Below are 24,901 nucleotides of genomic sequence, written 5' to 3' on the forward strand. Positions count from 1 at the left end.
AGAAGCTGATTATGATAACAGTTGATGGTGGTGCTCAACGTGTCCGAAGATATCGAGGCGAAAATTCGCCGTTTGAGGGAACTAGGTAAGGCCAGTGCGGAGCCTGACGCTCCTAAAGTGGCCAAACCCCCAGTCAAAAAGCCCCCTAAAAAACCTCGTCCAGTGGGGAGCATTAGGGAAAGAGAGAGAAGGAAGAGAATTCTTACTGGTGCTGCGATTCTCATCATTATCATTCTTGTAATCTCTGTGGGAGCATATGTCTATCTCCAAAACCGTGCCGCAGAGCAGCTATCGCAGGCTAAGGCCAAAAAGCTGGCCGAGGTTAACCAGTACTTCCAAGGAGAGATAATGAATAGTACCATTGGTCAGCAGGCTAAGCAGGAGCTCATAAATGAGATCAACTCTGCCCAGTCCGTTGATGAGGTCAACGCAATAGACGTTAAGGCTGCCTATGCAAAGGCTTGGCAGGAGTATCAGGCATACCTTGCGGAGCAGAAGCGTCTCGAGTACGAGAAGCAGCTTAACCAGGCCAAACAGGAGAAGATAAAGAGCATAGAGATGGAGTTTCAGCCGCTTCTCTCGATGCCTCTGCCCGACGACATCAAAAAGAAGGTCATTGACTCCATGAAGAGTCTTGAGGATCAGGTTGCGAGCGCAACCACGATAGAGGAGGTCAACTCTATCACAACCTCGCCGTACCTTCTCGAGCTCTGGAGGGACTATTACTACTACCTCATCGACACTATACCAACTCAGAACGTTATACTGCAGAAGGGTGACCTCAAGAGAATCGTCACAAAGACTGAGGCTAAGTCTATTCTCGGAGGAATAATGGATTACAAGGATCTTATCCAGTACAAAGTTTACAAGGTTGAGTTCGTTGACATTGCCCTCGTCCTCTCGAGGGACAAGATAAACGGAGCCTTCCTCGCTCCGGGGGACAAGATAATGATATTCGCCAAGAACGCCACCAATGCCCAGTTCAAGGAGATAGTGAACGAGGGCTACGTCCAGCTCGTCCTCCTACCGACTGAGGCTGGAACCATATCGGTCAACGAGGCCCAGAGCCAGACCAGCTCTTCAAGCAGCTCATCCTCAACCCAGTACACCGAGGATCACACGACCACATACACGCCGGGAGACACTTCAATAACCAACGGCCAGGCCATCAGCGATATCTACACGAACACCCAGACGGCTACCCAGAGCGCCTCGGCGAGCTACACCTACACCGTCGACCTCACTGAGATACTCAAGGCGATAGCAGCTGGAAAGATACAGGCCAGCGAGGATGTTAAAGAGCAGCTCAGGGCATACGGATGGGAGATAGTCGACCTGGAGAAGGAGTCGGGCATGCTCGTGCTCGATCCGAACACCCAGTTCCTCGTCATCGTTAGGGTTCCGTCGATCTTCGTACCAGACATACTCTCCAACCAGCAGTACCTCTACATAGCGAAGGTCGCGAGCTGAGGTGATTAACATGAAGCGCCTCGCAGTATCTCTCTTTATTCTTTTGTTAGCTTCGTCTCTAGTTAGTGCAGCGACCTATAGCCTTCCAGGGGACACCTACAACAATATCGGTATAATGGGGCAGGTAATGATAGACCTAAATGTCACCATAGTCAACACAGCTCCCTTCCCGAAGTTTATAGTGGTTAATCCGCGCTATGACTTCACAGTTTACAGGCTCGACAACAGTGAGGCGATGAAGGCATTTCTCCTTGGGGATAATGTAATTCATAACCTCTCAAACATCCAGAGGACGACCCTTAACTATTACACTGGCTTTTGGATAATGCCCTATGAAACGGTTGTTGTGAACTTCAGGATAACCTCTCACTACTCCTACATCATCCCAACCGTGGACTATCAAACTGCCTGTGGTGATCAGGCTAAGATAACCTCTGTTGAGTACAACGGAAGTCAGGTTAGCGGCGTTATAGAGGATCTTGATGAGATCTCGGTAATAAGCTGTGGGGTTATATATCCCCAGCTCATAAACACTCCCAAGGTCATATATCTGAGAAGTATGTTTCCGATGGTTGATGGCCACATTAAAATCCTTAAGTACGACGGAACGGTCACATTCCGCCTCGCCAACGTTCCCAACGAAGGCGGACTTTTCAACACGTTCTTTGCAGCGTCGATACCCATCATCTTCGATGGTGCCGAGACCTACGACTTCGTACCTAACTACACCATGACCTACAGAGAGTATATGGAGGACTTCGTCTGGAGATACAAAGGTCTCACTCCACCACAGAAGACTCCTCAGCCGCAGCCGGCTCCATCTCTCCCTGGAATGTTCCAGCTCTCGAACACGCTGATAAGCGGTATCTCAGTAGGAACACCTGAAATCACTCCCCCGCGCCAGGCGGGATTCGACTTCCCGGTCTGGATAATCTTCATGGGGAGAAGTGTGGATATAACCTATCACGTTAGCTGGACGAACGAGGGGCGGTGAGAGTTGGTGTTAGATGAGAAGAAAAAGAAGAAAGAAGGCCTCTCATGGATAGATGAGATACTTAACGGAGAGGATGATCTCCTTGAGAACATGCTCAAGGATGAAAAGAAAAAAGAGAAAGAGGAGTCGCTTCCTTTTGTGGATGAGAAAGGTGGGATTGATCTAGAGGAGATTCTCAGCAGGCCCTCCCCTGAGGAAGCTCTGAAGAGCAGGCCCACTGGCGCTGATCTCCTTGGGGAGATACTCACCAAGGATACTCCGGAGAAAAAACCCAAACCGGTTGAAAAGCCAAAACCCAAGCCCCCCTCAACACTTCAGGACATACTTGGCTCATCCGCCCGTACAGAGGAGACAACCTATGCTGGAAGGGCTGAGGTCCTCGATGCCTACGGCAACGTCCGCATTCTCAAGGTTAAGGGAGAGCCAGTTCCGATATATGAGATCCGTCTTCCCAAACTCACCCGCGATGAGGAGGAGCTCTTTAAGAGGGTCAAGGAGAGGGCAATAACAGAGCTTCAGATAGACCCCACGGCATTTCCAGACCCCGAAGAGCGCCGGCGGGTATTCATGAACGCCATCAGGAAGATGATAAAGGAAGAGGCACCACACTTCTCGGAGGGCAGGATAGAGATACTCACGGAGATGATCGTCCAGTCAATGATAGGTTACGGTAAGCTCGACCCGCTCGTCCGCGACGACAACCTCGAGGAGATTATGGTAATCGGAACCAAAAGACCCGTTTACGTCTGGCACAGGCGCTTTAACATGTGTAAGACCAACATAATGTTCCCCGAAGACAGGGAGATACTCAACATAATCGAGCGCATAGCTAGGGAGGTCGGCAGGAGAATAGACCAGCAGAGTCCGCTTCTCGATGCCCGTCTGCCTGATGGAAGCCGTGTGAACGCCACTATACCTCCGATAAGTCTTGATGGACCCACCATAACCATCCGTAAGTTCAAGAAGGATCCGCTCACGATTATAGACCTCATCAAGTACGGAACTATGAACACTGACATAGCAGCTCTGCTGTGGATATTCGTTGATGGCCTTGGAGTAAAGCCGGCCAACGTACTCGTCGCCGGTGGAACTGGCTCGGGTAAGACCACTACCCTGAATGCCATTGGAATGTTCATTCCCCCGAGCGAGCGTGTCATCACTATTGAGGATACCGCGGAGCTCCAGCTTCCAGTTGAACACTGGGTGCGTCTTGAAACGAGGCCCCCCAACCTTGAGGGTAAGGGAGAAATAACCATGGATGACCTCGTTAAGAACACCCTGCGTATGCGTCCTGATAGAATCATCGTTGGTGAGGTTCGTGGCCCAGAGGCAAGAACGATGTTCACTGCAATGAACACGGGTCACGACGGATGTATGGGCACAATCCACGCTAACTCTGCTAGGGAAACTATAATCCGTCTCGAGAGTCCGCCGATGAACGTCCCCAAGATAATGATTCCGGCCCTTGACATCATCATAATGCAGGTCAGGTTCCACAGCAGGAAGAAGGGAACCATCAGAAGGATAACAGAGATAGCCGAGATTTCGGGTATAGAGGGGGAGAACATCCAGCTGAACAAGTTATACAAGTATGATCCTGCTAAAGATGAGCTCGTTCCTACGGGTGTTCCGAGCAAGACCCTCAATGCACTCGCTCACCACACCGGAATGAGCATGGCAGAGCTGGAGCTGGAGAAAGAAAAGAGGAAAATAATCCTTGACTGGATGGTTGAACAGGGCATCAGGAGCATTGAGAAGGTTGGGTACTACATAAGGCAGTTCTACGTCGATGAAGAAGCGTTACTCAAGAAGATTGAGGCCGAAAGCAGCATTGAGACCAGCAGACAGATTAGGAATCTGATCTAAGGGTGATAATCGTGAGCATCGTTAAGGCATTCACAGACTTTTTGGAGCGACTAGGTGGAAAAACCATTGAGGTAACTGAAAAGCCCCTTAGGAGAATTCCGAAAGGTAAGAGCGTCCAAGAAAGGCTGAGGGCCCTTAAGGAGCTCCAGAAAGAGATCGAAATGGAAAAGACAGAAGTGAAGAAGGAGAGAGAGATAGAAGAACTTCTCGAATGGAGAAAGCAGGAGATTCAGAAGCCCTTCTCAGAGAGGCTCGCTGAAACAATGCTCCGCTATTTTAGAGGCCCAATAGGGTCGCTCACAAACTCCTTTAAAGGTCTCGATCAGGATCTATACAGGGCCAGCATTTTGATGCCCACGGATAAGTACGTTGCCCTCATGCTTAGTGTTGCAATATTCTCAGGTATCTTTGGGTTCCTTTTTGCGTACCTTATTTACATGCCAATAGATACGTCCATTCTAATTGGCATTCTTGGTTTCATTGGTGGCTTCATATACATGAGGCAGTACCCTAAAATGGTGTGGAAACGCAGGGTCGTCGATGTTGAGAGAGCGATGCCGTATGCGCTCAGACACATGGCCGCACTCCTAAGCGCGGGAGTTGGTATATCCGAGGCAATACTATCAGTTGCACGTGCCGATTATGGTGTCATCTCCGAGGAGTTTGAGCTTATACTCAGAGACATGAGGACAGGTTCCTCCTTTGAAGAGGCCCTAACGAAGTTCGACGAGAAGATGGGTTCAGAAAATGTGAGCAGGGTTGTTAAGCAGATCCTTAGAGCTGTGAAGTTTGGTGGAAACCTCTCGGAAGTTCTCTACAAGCTGGCAGAAGATTTTGCCTTTGAATACAGGATGAAGCTGATAGAGTACGTCCAGAGGGTCAATGGTATAGCTTTCATTTACATGTTTATGACCATAGTCATGCCGACGATGTTCGTCGTCGGAATCCTGGCTGGGTCAGTAATGGCGCAGGCGCTCATAATGCCACCGGAGACCTTGGCGATAATACTCTGGTTTGCATTCCCGGCGCTGTCTTTCATCATAGTCAACATGATTAAGAAGGGAGAGCCGAGGTGAAGAAGATGCCCAAGGGACTGTCATCACTTTCAACACGGCTTGTTGAACGGCTCCTTCCAGAGAAGTGGTTGAAGCGCTATGAAGTTTTCATATACTCCGCTGGAATAAACTTCCTGGCTACCGAGTATCTCGTTGTGTCTTTCCTTATGGGACTAATTGGAGCCCTCGTGGTTGGCCTATTCCTTACTGGGCTCTATGCAATCGCTGCGTTCTTGGCGCTGTTCCTTGGGATGGCCTTTGGCTATCCCTACTGGAAAATAAACAAGCGCATTGAGGAAATGGAGAAGATGCTTCCAGATGCATTCTTCTATCTGGCGAGCTCCCTCAGGGCGGGCATATCCTTCTCTGAGGCACTTGAGGAGCTCACCACAGCCAAGTTTGGTGCATTGACAGAAGAGTTCAAGAAAACTGTCGCTGAGATAAAGAAGGGCCGTTCAACTGTCGAAGCCCTCAAAGCATTTGCCATAAGGAACAGGAAGTCCACTGTTATCTACAGATCCATGATGATTATCATCGAGGCCATTGAAAGGGGCGCCCCTATGAGCGATATCCTTGTCTTCGTTGGAAACGACGTCAGGGAGATACTCAGAATCAAACAGGAGCGTAAGGCCTCAACGGGCATGCAGGTGATGTTCTTTATAATAACAAGCGGTGTCATCGGACCGCTTATCCTTGGGATAGTATCTCAGGTCATGGGAGCTATGAGCACTGGAGAAATCACATTCCCAATAGACACTATAAAAACGATACTGCTAGGCTTCGTTGTCCTTCAGGCAATAGTCTCTGGCCTTGGAATTGGGGTTATAAGAGAAGGAAAGTTCTCAGCAGGCCTTAAATACAGCCTGCTGCTCGTGGTCATGGGTGTTGTGGTCTTCAAGGGAGCTTCAAGCTTCCAGCTCGGAGGCCTCTGATTCTTTAACCTTTTGTATGTCCACTATCTCGACCTCAAAGACAAGGGTCTTGCCTGCGAGCGGGTGGTTGAAGTCAAGGGTAACGTTCTCCGATCCAACCTTTGCTATCCTGGCTATTCCTGAGTCGGTCATTACGTACATGCCCTCGATGGGCTCTATGCCAGCGCTTGAGAAGTCGGCTATGGGCACCTCAATGATGAGTTCAGGGTTTGGCATGCCATAGCCCTTTTCGGGTGGTATTGTGATGGTCTTCTTCTCACCAATCTCCATTCCGATAAGCGCCTCGTCAAGGCCGGGTATTATCTCACCAACGCCAACGTTAACTCCGAGGGGCCCGTATTCCCTCTCCTCCACGTATATCTCGTTCTCCTTTGCGATATCCTCGTAACTCGTGTCAAAAATTTCTCCATCTTCAAATCTTCCGATGTAGTTGAACACCACAAAATCTCCAACTTCTACTTTCATTTCCTTCAACTCCAAAAGTGCTTCAGTGGGAGTGGACGCACGCCCTTATAACGGTTTTGGTTGTACTTCTATTAACGAAGCGAGGTAATGTATATAAGGAATAACAAATTAAATTCCAATTGAGGTATACGAAATGGGATATCTTTCAGATAGACTCCGAGAGGAGTATAAAGACCTCCAGATCAAGGAGGTTTACGCCACAAAGCTTGGGGACACGGATGTTGAGATTCTTGAAGTCTCGAAAGATGAGCAGAAGTTTATAGCCATGTTTCAGAGCCGGCCGCTTAGGAAGGGCATTTTTCAATGGTCCCTCATAATAACAAGCGCAAACAATACGAGAACCATCAAAGGTCTGGATCCAATGGACGGCATAAAACTTGCCCTTAAGTCGAGCATAGACGCCATGATAGCTGGGATGAAAGAGTGAATCCCTACCAACGTCTAAAAATTTAGACAAAGGTGGGGACTACTCTTCAGGCAGAATGTAGTAGACGTAGTGCGGTCTGTTGGTTATTTCGTCAATGAAGACAACCGTTCCTGTCTTAGGAGGCTTAAGGTAGTGGACTTCGCCCTTCTTTGTCGTTACCGCTGCGAAGACGTCGCCGGTTCTGACGCGGTTGCCCACGTTGGCTATGAGGGTCTTAGTGTAGCCCTCGACCGGGAGGAGGAGAAGCTCGTCGCCCTTCCTTAGGTATATTCTTGTCCTCCCGTCTGGGAGCACAAGGACGGCATCCACCTCCATCCTGCCCTCGAGCCTGTCCACGTAAAGGTAGAACCTGTCGTAGACTTCTTTGGCGAGGAACCTGGCTTTCTCGACGTCGATGAACTCTGGAATGCTCTCGCCCTTCCTCAGCCATACCTCAACGTTGTTCATGATGATGAGACAGTCCCTTGAAGCCTTGTTGTTTTCGATACACCCCTCCTTGGGGACTTCAACGTAAAGCTTTGGCATCTTCTCCATACATATCACCTGACCTTTACCTAGGGGTAAAAGTTTTTAAACCTGCCTTCCATACTACACCCGATAAAAATGTCCACCAGGGTAAAATTTCTAGCCCTCTTTGGACTGCTATTTTCATTGATGACCTTCATGCTTAACTACAGCTCGGCCACTTCGGAAATTTCTCGGGGTAGTGAAGCTCAGTGGTCGGGTGTTTTGGGGGTTGTTCTTGCGTTTTTGATGTTGGTATTCGCGATTGAAGTCGTCCTGAGCTGGAAGGATCCATTCGCTGTTTTTAAGAGTGGTCCTGGAAAGCCCTTTATCTACTACGTAGTCTGGGCACTGGCCGGGATAGGGACTCTGGTTATCGGCAGATACATCAAGGAGATATCCAGGATCAGGATTCCAGTGAACAACACGACCACCCTCAATGGCTCGGCTGCCCCACCTGCCCCCATCTATTACAACAACACTACCACACTCACACCTGCTAGGGAGTCCCTCTCCTCTCAGTACGTCCTCTACCTCGTGCTCATTGCAGGGATCACTGTTTTTGTCTACACAACTGTGCTCATTTATAGGGATGCTCTCAAGAAGAGGGAGAGAAAAGAGATGAAGCTCAGGGCAGAGCTGTTCGATAAAAAGCTCGACGAACTCGGCCTTGACATGTTCAGCGACCCGAGGGAGGCTGTTGTTGGCATATACAAGAACGCCGTCCTCTGGCTTGAGGTTCTGGGTATTCCTTACAGGGAGAGCTGGACTCACTGGGAGCACGCCGAGCGCGTTAGGTACATGCACGACGCCTTCGTCGAGCTCACGAGACTCTTCGAAAAGGCCAAGTACGCTCCGGAGAAGGTAACCTGGGACGATGCAAAAAGAGCGCTTGATGTTTACAGGAAGATGAGGGGTGGGCTGCGTGAGGCTCAATAAATACCTTCTTCTCCTCGCGGCGGTTCCAGCGCTTGTGGCAGCAACTGCTGGCTCTTATATGGTCAGATGGCTATCTGTGCTTTTCCTTGGGGTATTGCTGGCGCTCTTCCTCTTTGGCGTTGAGCTTCAGGTTGCAAGACCGGAGTTCAAGAGGGCCAAGAAAGTTGAGAGGAAAACGGACATCGAGAGAACCGTTGCCCTGATAGAGAAGGCCAAGAGCGGGAAGGTGGCGCGAACCCTCATAGAAGAGAAGATAATCGAGATATACGCCACCCTTTCAGAGGACTACAATCAGACATACCTGAATCTTAACTCTGACTCTAACGAGGCTCTCAGGATTCTCCGCTCTGAGGGCGACTTTCTCGATAATCTTGAGAAGGCTCTAGCGATTGTGGAGGCTGATCTAAATGAAGGTAGAAGAGGTAAGCCTGAAGGGTAATCTGGTCTTGGAAGAGGTCAAGAAGGCCATAGTAGGAAAGGACGAGGTGCTCAAGTTAATCCTGACGACAATCTTAGCCGATGGCCACATACTGCTTGAGGATCTTCCGGGTCTCGCAAAGACCTTGATGGCGAAGAGCTTCGCCAAGGCTTTGGGTGTTGAATTCAAGCGCGTCCAGTTTACTCCAGATCTGCTTCCGAGTGACATTCTTGGCGTGAGCGTCTTCAACCAGAAAACGCTCGAGTTCGAGTTCAAGAAGGGGCCGATATTCACCAACATCCTCCTCGCTGACGAGATAAACCGTGCCCCTCCGAAGACCCAGAGTGCACTCCTCGAGGCGATGCAGGAGAGACAGGTTACAGTGGAGGGTAAGACCTACGAGCTGCCCAAGCCCTTTATAGTTATAGCCACCCAGAACCCGATAGAGCAGGAGGGAACCTACCCGCTTCCGGAGGCCCAGCTCGACAGGTTCTTGGTCAGGCTCCGCGTTGGCTACCCTAGCAGGGGGGAGGAAATAGAGATACTCCGCAGGAGGATGGCCAGAAAGAAGGAGGAGGTAGACATAAACTCCATCCTTACTCCCGAGGAAGTCGTGGAGATGCAGAGGGCAATCGAGGATGTCTACGTCAGCGACGCCATCCTTGAGTACATAACGGACATCGTCATCGCCACCCGGGAGGACAGAAAGGAGATAGAGGTCGGTGCCTCTCCGAGGGGAAGTCTCGCCCTCCTCAAGCTCTCCCGCGCCTATGCCGCACTCGAGGGCAGAGACTACGTGATTCCCGACGATGTTAAAGCGATAGCCGTTCCTGCCCTGAGCCACAGGCTCATCCTCAAGCGCGAGCTCTGGTACACCAAGGTCAGCCAGGAGAGCATCATGGAGAAACTCCTTGAGCGCGTTCCCGTTCCCAAGTTCGAGTGAGGTGAAAGAGTGGCCGAGAGCGGTGAGGTCATACTCCGGACCCCCACGGACGTCAAGGGCAGGGAAGAGCCTGCAGGACTAGCTGGGAGAATGATGCCCACCGAGAAAGCCGAGGAGATACTGATAGCCCTTTGGCTCATCGTCCTCTTTGCCTTTCTCTTGCTCCGCTGGGAGATGGTTTACCTCGTTCTTCCAATTCTCTGGCTGCTCTTCATAGCCGTTTTCTTCTTCAAGCCCAGCCTGAACGTTGAGATAGAGCGTATCATTCCCCATGATCGCTTTCTAGAGGGCACCGAAGTCGAGATCCGGCTCAGGATAAAGTCCCATGAGAGGATCCCGAGCCTTAAGCTTGTGGAGGACATACCGCCCGGCCTTGAGCTTGTCGAAGGGAGCAGGGAGCACGTGCTCTCCCTAAAGAAGGGCGAGGAGAGAACGCTTAGATATAAGGTCCGTATAAAGCGCGGAATCCACGAGTTCAACTGGGTCGAGCTCAGCTACCGTGACCCCTTTGGCTTCTTCAAGGTTGATAAGAAGATTGAGCTCTACACGGAAATCGTTGGCGTCCCCATAATCGAGGACGTCCCCACCCCATACTCCACCAGGGGAACTAAAATAACCGTTGGCCCGCTCCCCTCACCGAGGGTCGGTGAGGGCGTTGAGTTCCACGCAATAAGGGAGTACCAGCCTGGCGATCCGCTCAAGATAATAAACTGGAAGGCCACCGCAAGGACTGGGAAGATAATGGCCAACGAGTACGAGAGCGAGAGGAAGGTGGACGTCGTCTTCATCGTCGATTCCTCCTACACGGGAGAGCTCGTCTTTGACTATCTCGTCCGCGCTGCTGCCTCGCTCATGCTCGACGCCCTTAACAACGGCACGAGCTTCGGTTTGCTACTGGCTGAAGAAGTTCCCCTCTGGATCAGGGCGGACTACGGAAAGAGGCACTTCTTCAAGTGCGTTGACTTTCTCAGCACGGCAAAGCCGGACAAGAACAACCTGATTGCCTACCAGGTTGAGCATCTCATAAAGTCCCGCTTCCCGGCGAGGGCTCAGCTGCTATACTTCTCGCCCCTTCTGACGGAAGAGAGCAGGGAGGCGCTTAAAACCATGGCGAGGTACGGCTACAACGTCGTTGTCATAAGTCCCGACCCATACACGGCCCTCGAGCCAAAGAGTAGGGAAGAGGAGCTCGCATTGAAGCTTCTCAGCCTTCAGAGAAAGGCCATGCTGAGGAAGATGGCAGCCTATGGAATAATAATCGACTGGGATGTCAGGAAGCCCCTCAAGTCAGCGATAGCAGAGGTGATGGGTGTATGAAGATAAAAAGGCGGCTCTTTTCAGTGATTCCATTGGCTCTCCTCTTTGCGCTGCTGGCGAGGATTGACGGTAGGACCCTCTTCCTAATCCCCCTTGGCCTTATGGGAATCCAGTGGTACTTCATCGGCTCCCTCTTCCTCGTGACCATTGGAGCATTCCTCATCTACACACGCACCGGCGGACTTTACGGCCTCGCGATAATGGCCCTAACTCTTCTGGCCATCGAGATGGGCTACCTCGACAGGGAGAGGGCTCCAAAGGAGCACTACTTCGTCGTCTTAGCTGCGGTAGTGCTGGCTTTTCCAACTTACCTCCTCATGGAGAGTATCTCCCCTGCCCTTCCGAGGCTCGAGGTTACTGCCTTGGCTGCTTTCCTGCTCATAGCCCTGTATGTCTTCACGAAGGCTGTTGCTGAGAGCTAAACCTCTATGCTCCAGCTCCCCATCTTTTTGAGGATCTCGCGGGCTCTCTCGAGACCTGTTCTAACACACTCCTCGAGCGGTGCTCCCTTCGAGTATCCCGCCAGGAAGCCGCCCGCGAATGCATCTCCAGCCCCGGTCGGATCCACGATCTCCTCGGGGCTTATTGGGAGTGCCGGGAACTCTTTGAAGGTTCCGTCGTAGATTAAAACTCCCCTCTCGCTCCTTGTGATGACCACCAGCTTCGCGCCCCAGTCGTGGAGAATCCTCGCGGCTTCCTCCGCGGTCTTGGCTTTCGTTATCGTTAACGCCTCCCTCTCGTTGGGGAAGATAACCTCAACGCGCGAGACTATCTCCTTCATAAGTTCGGTTTTCCTCTCGTAGTCTTCCATGTAGGTCGGGTTGAAGTCGAGACTTATCCTTTTCCCTTCGAGCCTTTTGATGGCTTTCAGCTGCTCCTCTGGGGGAATGGGGGCTATGTGGAAGAGTTCGGCTTTGAGGTATTCCTCGGGAATGGGCGTTTCCCCCATGGCCTGGGCAACTCCCATGTCAACGGGTGCATCCACGCTTCCATCCTCGTGGTATATCATGTAGATGTGTATCGTCCTTCCAGGGAGAACCTGAACGCCTCTAACGTCGAGGATCAATGAGAGCTTCTCCAGCCACTCCTTCGGGAAATCCTTCCCCACCTTGGTAACGAGGCCCACCTTAGCCCCTGCTAGGGCCGCGGAAGTCGCCACTGCCGTTGCGGCTCCTCCTGGAAGGAGTATCTCCTCCTTGCCTGGAAACCTGAGATGATCTATTGAGACATGACCGAGCACGACGAGGTCCATCCTCATCACCGTCTTTTATTCTGGCCATCATTATGAACCGGTCTTTAAGCGATTTCCGGTTGAGTAATCGATTTCTACCCCTCCGTTCAGATGCTCATCGAAAAGATTAAAAGAGCCTAATTCCAATGCTAAATCAAAGACAGTGGGGTGGTTGCCATGGAGGAAGTCTTCCAGAACGAAACCATCAAGCAGATTCTCGCCAAGTACAGGCGCATCTGGGCCATTAGCCACGCCCAGAGCGTTCTCGGCTGGGACATGGAGGTTAACATGCCGAGGGAGGGCATACTCGAGCGCTCTGTTGCCCAGGGCGAGCTGAGTGTTCTCAGCCAGGAGTTCCTCCTCAAGCCTGAGTTCGTCGAGCTCGTAGAAAAGGCGAAGGGAATCGAAGACCTCAACGAGTACGAGCGCGGCGTCGTTCGCGTCCTCGACCGCTCAATCAGGATAAGCAAGTCTTTCCCACCCGAGTTCCTCAGGGAGATGAGTGAGGTAACGAGCCAGGCAACGAAAGCATGGGAAGAGGCTAAAAGAACCAACGACTACTCCAAGTTCGAGCCCTGGCTCGACAGAATCATAGACCTCGCCAAGAGGGCCGCCGACTACCTCGGCTACGAGGACGAGCCCTACGATGCCCTGCTCGACCTCTTTGAGGAGGGGACAACCACAAGAGACGTCGAAAGGATGTTCAAAAAGCTGGAGAAGGAGCTCAAGCCGCTCCTCGAAAAGATAATGGATGAGGGAAAGGTCCCGCAGAGCCACCCGCTCGAAAAGGAGAAGTACGAGAGGGAGCAGATGGAGCGCGTTAACCTCTGGATTCTGGAGAAGTTCGGCTTTCCGCTCGGTGTCCGCTCGAGGCTTGACGTCTCGGCCCATCCGTTCACCACGGAGTTTGGCATAAGGGACGTCAGGATAACGACCAGATACGAGGGCTACGACTTTAGGAGGACCATACTGAGCACTGTCCACGAGTTCGGTCATGCCCTCTACGAGCTCCAGCAGGATGAGCGCTTCATGTTCAGCCCAATCGCTGGAGGCGTCTCCCTTGGAATCCATGAGAGCCAGAGCAGGTTCTGGGAGAACGTAATCGGAAGGAGCAAGGAGTTCGCCGAGCTGATTCACCCAGTGCTCAAGGAAAACCTGCCGTTCATGGCCAACTACACGCCCGAGGATGTTTACCTCTACTTCAACATGGTCAGGCCGGACTTCATCAGGACAGAGTCCGATGTTGTAACCTACAACTTCCACATACTCCTTCGCTTCAAGCTTGAGAGGATGATGCTCAACGAGGGCGTCAAGGCGAAAGATCTCCCTGAGCTCTGGAACGAGGAGATGGAGAGGCTCCTCGGCATAAGGCCCAAGACCTACGCCGAGGGAATACTCCAGGACATCCACTGGGCCCACGGCACTGTCGGCTACTTCCCGACTTACAGCATCGGAACGCTCCTTTCAGCGCAGATATACTACCACATGAAGAGGGACATTCCGGACTTCGAGGAGAAGGTTGCCAGAGCCGAGTTCGAGCCCATCAAGGCCTGGCTGAGGGAAAAGATACACCGCTGGGGCAGCATCTACCCACCGAAGGAGCTCTTAAAGAAGGCCATCGGCGAGGAGCTGAACCCGGAGTACTTCGTCCGCTGGGTGAAGGAGAGGTATCTGTGATTTCTTTTTTCTTCACCGGCAACTTCATTTTCTACCCATTTTGGCGCCGATGAGCACGCCGATCAAAAGCCCTATCGCAAAAACCGCCGGCAACTTCCATGAAACTTTGGATGAGGGGCTTGGTTTCTCTTCCACTGGCCTTGGTTTGTTACTCTCCCATCTTTCACTATAGAGGCTCAGCGCTATCAGCGCGTAGGCATCCCCATCGAAGGTCATGGCCTCTTTCGGAGTCGCCAGTTCGAGGAACCTCAACGCGTCATCTATATTTTCTCCCTTCTCACCGGCAAGGTGGAGCCATATCAGCGCTATCGCCGTCGAGTAGACGTCGTGGTTCCAGGAGCCGTCAAGATGGGGCTCTTCAATCACCGCGTAGTTCTCTCCATCCTTGAACTGAAAGACGCCTCTTTCGGTGTATCCAGTTCCGACGAAGAGTATGTAGTTCCTCGGAAGCTCTGGATAGAGCCTCATTCTTCCCTTGAAGAAGCCGGATTCGTTGTCAAAAAGAGATTTCTCCGAGCGTATCAGAAACTTGCTTCCAAGACTTGGACTGACGTTTATCTCAGCCCTTCTTCCGGTTCCTTTCCAGGTTTCGACGGTCTCCCAGCCGTTTATGGTGTGGACCATCTCCTCCACGGTGTAGTTTGTAACTCCCTTAAAGCTCAGTCTCAGCGTCGCGTTCCCGACGTACTGTGTCCTCTTGAACAGGGAAGCCATGAACTCAAGCGTCTCCTTTGGCGGTGTCATGTTCTCCTCCCTGAGGAAGAGCAATGGGAGAACGATGCTCTCATAAGGCGCCCTCAGGTCGCAGTAGGGCATCGGAAAGATGAATCTTGTGAAGAAATTGTCCAAATAAGGATTCACGAGCCTCTCCGGCGTCAGCCTCTCCTCCAGCCATTCCCACTCCCGGGAGACGTTGTAGTCGAGCCTAGAAAGCGCTGCAACTGCGTAGGTCGTCGCCACGATGCTGGGAGACTCGTTGAGTTTATGCAGCCCCATCTTCTCCCAAAACATGTGGACAGTGCCCGTCCAGTGGTTCTCGCTCTCGTTCTTCAGGAGAAATTGAGCCGCCTTCTCTATCTCTTTGGAATCGGGATTTTCACCTGCCTCAAGGAGCGCAAGAACCGCCAGCCCGGTTCCGGCGGCCTTTGAAGTCTCCCAGTAGAACCACTCCGAGTCCGGTTGGGGATAGTCGTTGGTTATTATTGCCGGAAAAGAACCGTCTTCACTCTGCTTCGATTTTATCCACCCGACGAGCTGCCGAAACTCCGTCGAGTTCCTCGGGTAGCCGCTCCGCGCGAGGGCTATTATTTTGAGGCATGCCAAGTAAAAGGTCTCGTTCTCCCTGAAGCCTTCCCATCCGGAGACGCTTCCGGTATTCCATGCATGGTTCAGGGTTCGGAGCTGGTATTCGTTTATGTAATACTCTGACTCTCTACCTGTTAATGCACTGACTCTTTGTGATGGAAACAACATGGATGAAGTAATAAAAAGTATAAAAAACGAGATAAGTAATTTTCGGATCATACTTTCTTAATACCTCCAAAATTGTTCTTTAAAGACTGGTATTCCCAAAAAATTACTCCATCAAAATACTCAAGAGCATCATACACGACCTGTTGCAGTTCGCTATAATACCTATAAGTCCCAGGATATGTTGAAAGCAGTATGAAAAGCTCCTTCTTTGTCCCGTTTGTTGAGTACCCATCGTAGCTGTCGTTCTTTGTTGCTAGGTTATACATCCACCATATGTAGTCCTCTCTGGGAATATAATATAACATCATTGCACTGAATCCTAGTGGTGCGGTGAGGCCTTTCCCATCATCATATGCTTGGCCGACATTCCATGCTTGGCAACATGTTGTTTGAGATGAATTTCTTGGCGGATGCATAACTGCACCGAACTCAGAACTGTTCATGCCTGTATTAGTGGAGAGATAATTAACTATTCTAAATGTTGCCTGAGTTACGTTGTAGATGTGATTTTGCCAAGTAGAAGTGCTGCAGTTCGGACAGTAAGCACCACCCTGGGGGTACCTAATGTGATCAAATAGAATCCTGCCGCGTTCCCAAGACAGCCTGTTGATGTAGTTTGAAAGATTATCGAGCAGAGATTTATATCTCCCATCAAAGTTTATTCCGTTTTTGTAGATTAAATATGGGTCGATCCATCCTTCTACATTCTCCCCAGTAGTACATGCAGGGGCAGTATATGATCCGTAATATGGCCCAAATGCATCAACAATGAATCCTGTATTCATAACATAATCTTCAAACGCTGAAAAATATTCCTGGAATCTATCTTTTTCATCAAATCCAGAATTGTAACTTAAAAACACTCCATCAACATCCCAGCTTAAAATGGTGTTTCTGACTATTACGGGGTCTTCCGTTTGGTATGGGTTTTGCGGAGTTTCGATTATTACGTACACTTTTTTAGAACTTGGTATGGATATCATCACAACCACCATTGTTATTCCAATGTTGTTAACTTTATAAAATTTTCTATTTTCCGTTCTTATTGAGTAGTATCCTCATATCCACCCAACAGGCTCTACTTCTATCGCCGCAACACCGTACTTCTTCTCCTTATCCTCGCTGTAGAACTTTCTGTAAACCTTCACACCTTCCTCGATGCTCTCTACCCCTGGTAAGACGTTCTCAAGACCCTCCTTCTCCAGCATCTCTCTGAAGGAGGAGTAGACTCTGATGTCCTTCACGACCACCATGAGCTTGTTCTCGAAGATTATCGTATCGCCCGGCTTTATCCCCTGCCTCTTCTCGTCGTAGAGCCTTCCCTCGACCTTCTTCCTGCCCTCGGCTATCGCCTTGAGGTACTCCTCCTGAAGACCCATTCTCCACGTTACCATACTCCCACCTCACACGAGGTACCTGACGATGCTCGGGCTTATCCTCAGGAGCTTCGCAAGGAGCTTTGGCCTTCTAAGTATGGCTTTGGTGGTCTTAACATGGTCATCGAAGTCAGCTTGACTCTCTATTACCTCCCTTGCCTCCTCACTTCCGAGAACCTCAAAAATCTTTTCGATGTCGTCCTGACTCAGGCCCCTGAAGACTTTCCTGAAGCGAAGCCCGAAGGATATCTGTCTCTTTATGTTCTTGCACAGCTTTTCGTATTCCTCGGGCCTGCCTTCGAGAAGGGCGCTTCTAAGGGCGTGGGCGCAGATCATCCCGAAGACTATTCCTCCCGCCGTCGTGGGCTTTATCTGAAGTGCCGCATCGCCTATAAGCGCCACATTCCCCCTTATCCAGGGCTTTCTCACGCCAAAACCGACGCTTCCGGCCTTGAACTCGACCACAGCGTTCGGCTTGAGCATCCTGATCTTGAGGAACCTGTAGAGTGCTTCAAGGCTTCCGAAGGTTCCGACTCTGGCCAGACTCTCGTTTACCGGCGCCACCCAGAAGAAGAACTCCTCGTTGATGTCCTTGTTCACCCATACCTCTACGAAGTCAGGCTTGAACTCACCAACGACCTCGACCTCGTAGCCGCTCAGGAACTCTGCCTTTGTCTGAGCTCCAATGGCTTTTGCCACGGTGCTGCTCACGCCGTCGGCGCCAACGTAGAAGCCAGCTTCGATCTCAAACCTCTCGCCGAACCTCTGAAGAACTGCCCTTCCGTTCTTGAAGCCTAAGAAAGTTGTGCTCATGTAATAGTCGGCTCCCCTCCTAACGGCTCTCTCGGCGAGGCTCTTCTCAAGGATTTTCCTGTCGACAAGGTAAGCCTGCGGTGATTTTCTCTCAATCTCGAAGCTCTGTATTCTGGAGTAGAAGACTGCTCCCCTAAGCTTGTTGAGGATGGCCTCCTCCGGAAGACCGAGCCTCTCGAAGTTCTCGGCCCCTATTATCCCGGTGCAGGCCTTTCCCCCGAAGGAGCCCTTCTTCTCCACCACCGCTACTTTGAAGTCCCTAGCGAGCAGGTTAGCGAGATAATTGCCAACGGGTCCGCCACCGATTATAAGAACGTCGTACCTCATTCTCACCCCTCAAGCTGAGTGTGTTTTTAAACCTAAAAACCTAACCTTTTCGGTGGTCATCATGAAGGTGCTGATTACTGGTTTCGAGCCCTTTGGTGGGGAGGAAATAAATCCCTCGTGGGAGGCAGTCAGGAGGCTGCCGGACGAGATCGCCGGTGCGGAGCTGATAAAGCGCCAGCTTCCAGTAACCTTCAGGGGCGTGAGGGAGCTCCTGCCGAGGCTCATAGTGGAGACAAAGCCGGATCTGGTCATTCTGACCGGGCAGGCCGGCGGGAGACCGAACATCACGGTGGAGCGCGTTGCCATAAACGTAATGGACTCGACGATGCCCGATAACGAGGGTTTTGTCCCAGAGGACGAGCCGATTTTTGAGGGGGCACCGGATGCATACTTTGCCACACTTCCAATAAAGGCCATCGTGAAGGCTTTGAGGGAAGCAAAGATACCCGCGGCCGTTTCAAACACCGCCGGAACCTACGTCTGCAACACGGCTATGTACACTGCCCTCCATACGATAGCCGTCGCGGGAATGGAAACCAAAGCCGGCTTCATCCACGTGCCTTTCATCCATGAGCAGGCCCTCGACAAGCCGAGGCCTTCAATGGCCTTAGAAACGGTAGTGAAGGCCTATGAGGTTATCACTAAAACCTCGCTGAAAGCCTGATAACCTTTTTAAGGCCCTTCTCTAACTTTTTACAAAACCCCTTGAGGGTGGTGCCTATTCTAATCCTCGGAATTGACATAATAAGCGAGCACCCAAAGAGGTTTGCCGTCGTGAGCTGGTTCAACGGCAGACTAGAGAGAAAGGGTGAGTTCACTCTATACCGCTTAATCCGTTTCATCCAGAGCAAGAGACCGGATATAGTTGCCATGGACAGCGTTACCGAGCTGGGTGACGACCTGAGAAAGTTCCTCCGGGCGCTACCCAGCGGGACGAAGCTCGTCCAGGTGACCGGGAGACCCGGGGAACAGCGCTCTCTCTGGGGCCTCGCGAGGGAGCAGGGGATAAGGATAACCGACAAGTTCGACCCCTACGAAGAAGCTAAAGTCTGCGCTCTCCTAGCTTCGAAAGGAATAGGTTATGAAGTTCTGGCCTTCGAGGATGAGGTCATAATCAAGGTAACACGCGGTAGGAGTCATGGGAAAGGCGGCTGGAGCCAGGACCGCTATAGGAAGCGCGTCCACAACCTGGTTAGAGACAAGGTTAGGGAGATAGAGGACAGGCTGAGGAGGGCCGACGTTCCCTTTGATTTAGAAGTTGAAGAGAAGGACTACGGCCTGGCGAAGGGCGAGTTTAAGGTCTACGCGAGCAGGGAAGAGCTGGCTGGCTTAATAAGACCCATGCGCGGCGGCGACGTCGAGGTTAGGATTTACCCCGTCGAGAGAGCCGAGCTGGGTTTTGCTCCGCTGAAGAGCGAGAGAGCCATAGAGGAGCGCAGAAGCATAATAGTCGGCATAGATCCGGGAATAACCGTTGGAATAGCGGCTATCGATTTAAGTGGAAACATAGTGGCGCTCCACAGCGAGAGGAACATGCCCGTTGGCGAGGTCTTCCGCTTCATAAGCGACGTCGGTCATCCGGTGATAGTGGCAACCGACGTTAATCCAGCCCCGGGTTTCGTTGAGAAAATAGCTCGATCCTTCAAGGCCCAGCTCTTCGTCCCGAGGGAGAGCCTCCGCGTGGAGGAGAAAAACGAGCTTTTGAGAAACCTTGGTGTAAGCGTTGAGGACGATCACCAGCGCGACGCCTTGGCTGCAGCCTACAAGGCCTACCTTCGCCTGAAGCCCAAGCTGGAGCATGTAGAGGCGAAGCTGAGGGAAGCCGGGCTGATCAAAAAAGCGGATGAGGTCAAGGCCCTTGTGATTCAGGGCTACAACCTCGGCGAGGCTATGCAGCGCGTAACCCTCCGTGAGAGGCCGAAGAGGGAAGAGGAGAAGCCTGAGGAAAAGCCGAGCGTTGATCTTGGACCCTATCTCAGGAGAATTCGCGAGCTTGAAAAGAGGATTGAGTTCCTTGAGAGGGAAAACGCTGAGCTGAGGGAAATCATAAAGGAGCAGAGGAAGACGATAGGGCGGCTCGAGCGCAGGCTTGTTGACTATGACGAGGAGGTCAGAAGGAAGGTTCTCCGCGAGAGGGAGCTTGAGGCTAAGGTCAAGCGCATAGAGAGGCTTGAGAGGGAACTTAGAGAGGCCAAGGCGATAATTGAAAGGCTGAGCAGGGATTTGGCTCAAGTTAAGCGGATGAACGTCGTTGAGATACGGGGAAGTGCAGTTCCGCTCAGGGTCATGGAGGTTCTCAGCTGGCGCGAGCTCGAGAGGCTTGAGAGGGAGATAGGCATAAGGAGGGGTGACGTCCTCTTCGTGGTTAATCCCGCTGGAGCTGGAAAAGCCATAGCGGAGTCTCTGGTCGAAAAGAAAATCCGTGCGCTGATAACCGAGAAGCCCCTGCCTCAAGCCGTCGCTGAGATTCTCAGAGAAGCTCACGTACCATTTTTCACCTCTGAAGAGCTGGACGTCAAAAGGGTTGACGAGTTTGCCGTCGTGGAGAGGGAAACACTGGAGAAGGCCATCGAGGAACTCTTGGCGAAGTGGGAGGAGGAAGACCGCGAGAGGGAAACTGAAAAGTTCCTCCGCCTTATCGAGGAATACCGCATTGAGAGGGCCAAAGAGCTGATGAGAAAAGCTGAGGACGAGTCTAAATCCTACTGAGGATCTTCTTCAACGTCGCTAGGTACTCTGTTATTTCCTTTGCTCCTTTTTCCGTTATTTTAACTGCAGTTCTAGGTCTATCGGCGATTACCTTGTAGATATCAACGTAGCCGGCTTTTTCAAGAGCCTTTAAATGTGAGTCAAGGTTTCCGGGCGTTACCTCGAGGACTTCGAGCAGATCTCGGAACAAGACCTTTTCTCTGGGCAGAAGAAAGAGCATAATGCCTAGCCTGATCGGATTTCCAAGGACGTGGTTCTTCGTCAGCTCCCGCAGGGGCTCCATTTTATCACCCTACTCGATGGCCTTGAAGGCGTTGTGGATGTAGATGAGTATCGTGACCGCGAAGCCTAAAGCCACGACGAAGCCGGCCAGAATCATGGCTCCGTTCTCCATGTTCCAGACGATGGGAATGTGTATTCCCGGAATGAGGAATGCGGGAATCATCTCCTTCTCGCCTCTCATGACGAGGGCGAACATCCCTGCAATCGATATAGTTATGAAGCTCAGGAAACCGACGGCAAGCCTCGCTTCAGCGTTAACTGCTATTGACGTCTGGGGAATTGCTATCCAGCCTATTGCTATCCCGAGAATCCACGAGAAGGCAATGAGCATTCCCTCCCTTTTTGAGGACTCCATCTCTCTGCCGGTTGCCTTTGCTATCTTGACGAACCTCTTCCACACCCTTCCTGTGAACGTTATCGCCACGATAAAGGCAATCGGCCAGTAGACAAGGTTGAACTGCCATGGTACATCAAGGAGTGCCAGGATGTCGTAGTAGAGGAGCATTATTGCCAGCCATACCGCGAAGTTCAGGGCACCGTACATCTTTCCGGCGGCGATCAGCTTTCGCTCTACCTTCTCAAGCACACTCTTAAGCTCCCGAACCTCTTCCATATCCATCACCTCGATTAGAACTAGGTGGTGAAACTATTTATAACCGGTTGAAACTCTGAAATTCAGAAAAACAACTAAAAGTTCTCCACACAAATTTGGGTGGTATTTAGTCCTGTTCCATCCTGAAGGTCAGCCCCTTCTCCCTAGCCTTTCTCTCTACCTGTAACCTGAACTGGCAGGCCTTGCATATATCGCCTGTTGTCGGCTGACCACATATCTTGCAGCGATTAAGCTCGCTCGTCTTCTTCGTGTAGGTCTTCGCTATGAGCGGGAAGAGCTTGTCGTAGCTCCTGAGAATCTGGTACTTCGTTCCCGGATGCTTCTCCTCCATCTCGTTAAGCCAGTCCCTTATCTCGGCGCGGAAGGCTTCAACAGCGTAGGGGCACTCGCTCAAATCGACTTCAATCTCGTTCAGCACCGCGTAGAGTATTATCTCCTTCTCGGGAATCTCGCGGAGGGGCTTTATCCTTGGAACCAGCTCGGGGTGAATCTCCTCGTAGTAAGGTCCTGTCCTTCCGAGGCGGGCGATATCTCCTCTGAGAATGTTCATTATGAACATCTGAACCTCATCGTCGAGGTTGTGGCCTACAGCCAGCTTATCGGCCTCCACATCTTTGGCCGCGTAGTTGAGGAGCCATCTCCTCCAAACTCCGCAGTAGGAGCAGGCACCCACTCTTTCACCTTTCTCAAAGCTTCCCATTATCTCAACTGTCTCGTCGAGGGTGAAGCCTATGTACTCCTTGAAGGAATAGATTCTATGCTCTATTCCGAGCTTCTTGGCGTTTCTCTTGGCTATCTCCACGCTCGGTGGACGGTAGCCGGCTATTCCCTCGTCTATCGTTACCGCTACCAGCTCGAAGGGGAACTTTTTCTGGAGCTTAGCAAGGAGGTGGAGCAGAACGACGCTATCCTTCCCGCCGCTCACACCAACGGCTATCCTCTCGCCCTTCTCAATAAGGCGGTACCTCTTAACAGTCTCCTTGAACTTCTTCTCCACCATCTCGTTGAAGTGCCTCTTACAGTAGTATCTCCCGGTGTAGCGTGCATGATAGACGGCTGGTCTCCCACATTTAGAGCATCTCATGCTATCCCCAAGTGGGTAATCTCGCGAGCTTAAAAAAATTCACATTGGAGGATATTCTATCGAAATATTAATATTGTTTAAATTAAAAAAAGTATTGGTGGGAAAATGCTGAGCACCGGTATAGAGAAGTTTGACAAACTCATAGGTGGTGGGCTTTTAGAAGATTCCGTCTTGTTGATTGTTTATGATACGTATTCTATCGGATGGGCCCTGGGTGCTAAAATTCTAAAAAATAGGATGGACATGGGCGATTTTGGGGTAATAATAAATACTGTCCTCCCTCTTTCTGCTCTCAACATGGAGCTAAACTTTGCTGGTATCGATATATATCATGAGGGAGAACGCGAAAATTTGGGTGTTATTGATATCTTTGCATCATATAACCAGTTAAGATACCCTCATCGTTACGTGCGTACCTTACCAAATTCGGATGTATCTACCTTCATTCCAAAGTATGTTGCGGCTTACAGGCAGCTGCTCAGGGAATATGTAAAAGACAGAAGGCCGGTGGGTTTAGTAGTAACATCTGACGGATTTGGATTTCTAATGGGGGAACGTACTTCAATCCGCCTAAATCAGAAAATTTTTGCATTAAAAGAAACCGCGAGAATAACTGAAAACAGGAAGAGACCAATAAATATCTGGTTGCTAAACAAAGATCGTGTGTCAAAACGATACATGTCTTGGCTGGCATTGTACAGTCAGTATATTGTCGAGTTTCGTTCTGGTGACCTGAAATACGAAGAGATGATCATAAGAAAATCTCCACTACCTGACTTTGAGCCGGGAGCTTATAAATTCCGGATAAAAGGAGGTAAAATAAGGATATCTTAGCCCATAATGCCCCTTAAGGCTGGCCACAGGTTCAGCGCCAGGAGGAACAACCCGACTCCTATCGTGAAGTATCTTACGGGCTTGGCCACATTTTCCGGCAGATACGTCTTGACTACATCATCGAGCATCCTGCCGCCGTCCAATGGAACGAGTGGGAAAAGGTTCATGAGGCCGATTCCAAGGTTGAGCACGTATATCCAGTAGAACGTGAAGAACAGCGGAAAGATTATGTCCTCGTGTCCTACCTTTGAGACATAGTGTGGTGCTGGATAAATACCAATATAACCTCTTTCCGGGTTATCTGGGTGCGCTCCGAGCTTCAGCTGGAGGTTTATTTCATTCCCGTCCCTCAATACTGTGATTGTCAGCACCTGGCCTGGCTTAGTCGTGTTCATGAAATTAATGAACTGCTCCATGTCCTTGATCTGCTGACCGTCCATTGCGATTATTACATCCCCCTGCTGGAGAACACCGTAAGCGGGACCGTCTTCAAGGACTCCAGAGACGAGTATTCCTGCCGGCTGGAGAACCGGGGTTATTGCGAAGTTGATTATGAGAACTGCTATCAGAGCCGTCACTATGTTGGCGAGCGAGCCTGCGCCGTAAACCCTCAGCCTCGTTCTCAGTGGGGCTTTCTCAAGGGCCTCCTCGTCGGGCTCAACAAAGGCACCGGGGATTACGGCGAGAAGAACCAAACCGACTGACTTGAGGGGCAGATTTTCAGCCCTTGCGACTACTCCGTGACTCAGCTCGTGGACGACCATGACAACTACAAGGGCTATCAGGCCGTATGAGAGGGGAATCGTAATGCCGGGTATCACAAGCTGGACTCCGGCCTGCTCGCCTCCGGTCTGTATCGTATTCATCGCGGTCTTTAGAAGGGCGTAGAAGACATAGGCCATGCCAAGGAAGCCGAGGGCTATTCCTATATCTCCATAAACCCTCCAGAAGCGCTTCCATCTATGGGCGAGATTGTCTATGAAGCCTAACAGTTTCTTTGTTCGCCACATGGCTATGAAAAGGTCAACAGCCAAGCCCTCTTCATTCTCTTCGTCGTATTTTCTCCCGAAGAGGGCGTAGAGCACAGCCCAAAATGCTAGGATGCCAATGATTATCATGATGAGCGTGCTGTTCATTTGAGTCACCTAATAA

Annotated in this window: 26 protein-coding genes; 15 read left to right on the forward strand and 11 right to left on the reverse strand. The window is 51.0% G+C overall.

Annotated elements, in window-relative coordinates:
• The first annotated feature begins 24 nt into the window (after nucleotides 1–24).
• The 5 genes from E3E26_RS02760 to E3E26_RS02780 are packed head-to-tail and all read left to right on the forward strand — an operon-like array spanning nucleotide 25 to nucleotide 6,317.
• A complete protein-coding gene (locus E3E26_RS02760) occupies nucleotides 25–1,470 on the forward strand; it encodes a DUF515 domain-containing protein (protein ID WP_206204302.1) in 1,446 nt (481 codons plus the stop codon).
• A gap of 10 nt (nucleotides 1,471–1,480) precedes the next feature.
• Nucleotides 1,481–2,464 (forward strand): hypothetical protein, encoded by a 984-nt coding sequence (locus E3E26_RS02765; RefSeq protein ID WP_167899796.1) that lies wholly within the window; start codon nucleotides 1,481–1,483, stop codon nucleotides 2,462–2,464.
• A 6-nt stretch (nucleotides 2,465–2,470) separates the two neighbouring features.
• Nucleotides 2,471–4,330, forward strand: a complete 1,860-nt coding sequence (locus tag E3E26_RS02770) for a CpaF family protein (RefSeq protein WP_167899797.1) — start codon at nucleotides 2,471–2,473, stop codon at nucleotides 4,328–4,330.
• Nucleotides 4,331–4,341: 11 nt separating this feature from the next.
• Nucleotides 4,342–5,406: a type II secretion system F family protein gene (locus tag E3E26_RS02775; protein ID WP_167899798.1), complete on the forward strand. Its 1,065-nt coding sequence runs from the start codon at nucleotides 4,342–4,344 to the stop codon at nucleotides 5,404–5,406.
• Nucleotides 5,407–5,411: 5 nt separating this feature from the next.
• On the forward strand, nucleotides 5,412–6,317 hold the full coding sequence (locus E3E26_RS02780) for a type II secretion system F family protein (protein ID WP_167899799.1): 906 nt from the start codon (nucleotides 5,412–5,414) through the stop codon (nucleotides 6,315–6,317).
• On the opposite strand, the gene E3E26_RS02785 is transcribed toward E3E26_RS02780, so the two are convergent.
• Nucleotides 6,291–6,782, reverse strand: coding sequence for a peptidylprolyl isomerase (locus E3E26_RS02785; RefSeq protein WP_167899800.1), 492 nt, complete (start codon nucleotides 6,780–6,782; stop codon nucleotides 6,291–6,293). The genes E3E26_RS02780 and E3E26_RS02785 overlap by 27 nt on opposite strands.
• Nucleotides 6,783–6,915: 133 nt before the next feature.
• On the opposite strand from E3E26_RS02785, the gene E3E26_RS02790 reads away from it, so the two are divergent.
• A complete protein-coding gene (locus E3E26_RS02790) occupies nucleotides 6,916–7,209 on the forward strand; it encodes a hypothetical protein (protein WP_167899801.1) in 294 nt (97 codons plus the stop codon).
• A gap of 39 nt (nucleotides 7,210–7,248) precedes the next feature.
• On the opposite strand, the gene E3E26_RS02795 is transcribed toward E3E26_RS02790, so the two are convergent.
• Entirely contained in the window at nucleotides 7,249–7,743 is a 495-nt protein-coding gene (locus E3E26_RS02795) for a DUF2118 family protein (protein ID WP_167899802.1), read from the reverse strand.
• Between the two features lie 69 nt (nucleotides 7,744–7,812).
• On the opposite strand from E3E26_RS02795, the gene E3E26_RS02800 reads away from it, so the two are divergent.
• The 5 genes from E3E26_RS02800 to E3E26_RS02820 all read left to right on the forward strand — a co-directional run bounded on the left by E3E26_RS02800 (nucleotide 7,813) and on the right by E3E26_RS02820 (nucleotide 11,752).
• The gene (locus E3E26_RS02800) at nucleotides 7,813–8,652 is read left to right on the forward strand and encodes a DUF4129 domain-containing protein (RefSeq protein ID WP_167899803.1); all 840 of its coding nucleotides are present in this window, start codon (nucleotides 7,813–7,815) and stop codon (nucleotides 8,650–8,652) included.
• Nucleotides 8,639–9,091, forward strand: coding sequence for a hypothetical protein (locus tag E3E26_RS02805; RefSeq protein ID WP_167899804.1), 453 nt, complete (start codon nucleotides 8,639–8,641; stop codon nucleotides 9,089–9,091). Before E3E26_RS02800 ends, E3E26_RS02805 begins: the two co-directional genes overlap by 14 nt.
• Nucleotides 9,060–10,013: a MoxR family ATPase gene (locus E3E26_RS02810; RefSeq protein WP_167899805.1), complete on the forward strand. Its 954-nt coding sequence runs from the start codon at nucleotides 9,060–9,062 to the stop codon at nucleotides 10,011–10,013. Before E3E26_RS02805 ends, E3E26_RS02810 begins: the two co-directional genes overlap by 32 nt.
• A 90-nt stretch (nucleotides 10,014–10,103) precedes the next feature.
• Complete coding sequence (locus tag E3E26_RS02815; RefSeq protein ID WP_167900125.1) at nucleotides 10,104–11,330, forward strand: DUF58 domain-containing protein; 1,227 nt, start codon at nucleotides 10,104–10,106, stop codon at nucleotides 11,328–11,330.
• Nucleotides 11,327–11,752: a hypothetical protein gene (locus E3E26_RS02820; RefSeq protein WP_167899806.1), complete on the forward strand. Its 426-nt coding sequence runs from the start codon at nucleotides 11,327–11,329 to the stop codon at nucleotides 11,750–11,752. Before E3E26_RS02815 ends, E3E26_RS02820 begins: the two co-directional genes overlap by 4 nt.
• Here the strand turns inward: E3E26_RS02820 and E3E26_RS02825 are convergent.
• Nucleotides 11,749–12,588 (reverse strand): carbohydrate kinase family protein, encoded by an 840-nt coding sequence (locus tag E3E26_RS02825; protein WP_167899807.1) that lies wholly within the window; start codon nucleotides 12,586–12,588, stop codon nucleotides 11,749–11,751. The genes E3E26_RS02820 and E3E26_RS02825 overlap by 4 nt on opposite strands.
• A gap of 150 nt (nucleotides 12,589–12,738) precedes the next feature.
• Between E3E26_RS02825 and E3E26_RS02830 the strand changes: the two genes are divergently transcribed.
• Nucleotides 12,739–14,238 carry a carboxypeptidase M32 gene (locus E3E26_RS02830; RefSeq protein WP_167899808.1) on the forward strand — a complete coding sequence of 500 codons (1,500 nt, stop codon included), beginning with the start codon at nucleotides 12,739–12,741 and terminating at the stop codon, nucleotides 14,236–14,238.
• Between the two features lie 24 nt (nucleotides 14,239–14,262).
• Here the strand turns inward: E3E26_RS02830 and E3E26_RS02835 are convergent, their stop codons facing one another.
• From E3E26_RS02835 to E3E26_RS02850, 4 genes are all read right to left on the reverse strand, one after another.
• Nucleotides 14,263–15,711: a prenyltransferase/squalene oxidase repeat-containing protein gene (locus E3E26_RS02835; protein WP_167899809.1), complete on the reverse strand. Its 1,449-nt coding sequence runs from the start codon at nucleotides 15,709–15,711 to the stop codon at nucleotides 14,263–14,265.
• 47 nt (nucleotides 15,712–15,758) lie between these two features.
• The gene (locus tag E3E26_RS02840) at nucleotides 15,759–16,706 is read right to left on the reverse strand and encodes a hypothetical protein (protein ID WP_167899810.1); all 948 of its coding nucleotides are present in this window, start codon (nucleotides 16,704–16,706) and stop codon (nucleotides 15,759–15,761) included.
• Between the two features lie 63 nt (nucleotides 16,707–16,769).
• On the reverse strand, nucleotides 16,770–17,105 hold the full coding sequence (locus E3E26_RS02845; protein ID WP_167899811.1) for an ASCH domain-containing protein: 336 nt from the start codon (nucleotides 17,103–17,105) through the stop codon (nucleotides 16,770–16,772).
• Between the two features lie 9 nt (nucleotides 17,106–17,114).
• Nucleotides 17,115–18,227, reverse strand: coding sequence for an NAD(P)/FAD-dependent oxidoreductase (locus E3E26_RS02850; protein WP_167899812.1), 1,113 nt, complete (start codon nucleotides 18,225–18,227; stop codon nucleotides 17,115–17,117).
• A 61-nt stretch (nucleotides 18,228–18,288) separates the two neighbouring features.
• Here E3E26_RS02850 and pcp point away from each other — a divergent pair, with 61 nt between their 5' ends.
• Nucleotides 18,289–18,891, forward strand: a complete 603-nt coding sequence (pcp, locus tag E3E26_RS02855; protein ID WP_167899813.1) for a pyroglutamyl-peptidase I — start codon at nucleotides 18,289–18,291, stop codon at nucleotides 18,889–18,891.
• Nucleotides 18,892–18,941: 50 nt separating this feature from the next.
• The gene (locus E3E26_RS02860) at nucleotides 18,942–20,936 is read left to right on the forward strand and encodes a DUF460 domain-containing protein (protein WP_167899814.1); all 1,995 of its coding nucleotides are present in this window, start codon (nucleotides 18,942–18,944) and stop codon (nucleotides 20,934–20,936) included.
• On the opposite strand, the gene E3E26_RS02865 is transcribed toward E3E26_RS02860, so the two are convergent.
• The 3 genes from E3E26_RS02865 to E3E26_RS02875 all read right to left on the reverse strand — a co-directional run bounded on the left by E3E26_RS02865 (nucleotide 20,923) and on the right by E3E26_RS02875 (nucleotide 22,915).
• A complete protein-coding gene (locus E3E26_RS02865) occupies nucleotides 20,923–21,219 on the reverse strand; it encodes a transcriptional regulator (RefSeq protein WP_167899815.1) in 297 nt (98 codons plus the stop codon). The genes E3E26_RS02860 and E3E26_RS02865 overlap by 14 nt on opposite strands.
• Before the next feature lie 9 nt (nucleotides 21,220–21,228).
• A complete protein-coding gene (locus E3E26_RS02870) occupies nucleotides 21,229–21,837 on the reverse strand; it encodes a hypothetical protein (protein WP_370520071.1) in 609 nt (202 codons plus the stop codon).
• 100 nt (nucleotides 21,838–21,937) lie between these two features.
• Nucleotides 21,938–22,915 (reverse strand): TIGR00269 family protein, encoded by a 978-nt coding sequence (locus E3E26_RS02875; RefSeq protein ID WP_167899816.1) that lies wholly within the window; start codon nucleotides 22,913–22,915, stop codon nucleotides 21,938–21,940.
• Between the two features lie 105 nt (nucleotides 22,916–23,020).
• Between E3E26_RS02875 and E3E26_RS02880 the strand changes: the two genes are divergently transcribed.
• Complete coding sequence (locus E3E26_RS02880; protein ID WP_167899817.1) at nucleotides 23,021–23,749, forward strand: hypothetical protein; 729 nt, start codon at nucleotides 23,021–23,023, stop codon at nucleotides 23,747–23,749.
• Here the strand turns inward: E3E26_RS02880 and E3E26_RS02885 are convergent.
• Complete coding sequence (locus E3E26_RS02885) at nucleotides 23,746–24,885, reverse strand: site-2 protease family protein (RefSeq protein ID WP_167899818.1); 1,140 nt, start codon at nucleotides 24,883–24,885, stop codon at nucleotides 23,746–23,748. The two genes, E3E26_RS02880 and E3E26_RS02885, sit on opposite strands and share 4 nt — an antisense overlap.
• Between the last annotated feature and the right edge of the window lie 16 nt (nucleotides 24,886–24,901).

This window comes from Thermococcus sp. LS1, from assembly GCF_012027395.1.
GTDB lineage: Archaea > Methanobacteriota_B > Thermococci > Thermococcales > Thermococcaceae > Thermococcus.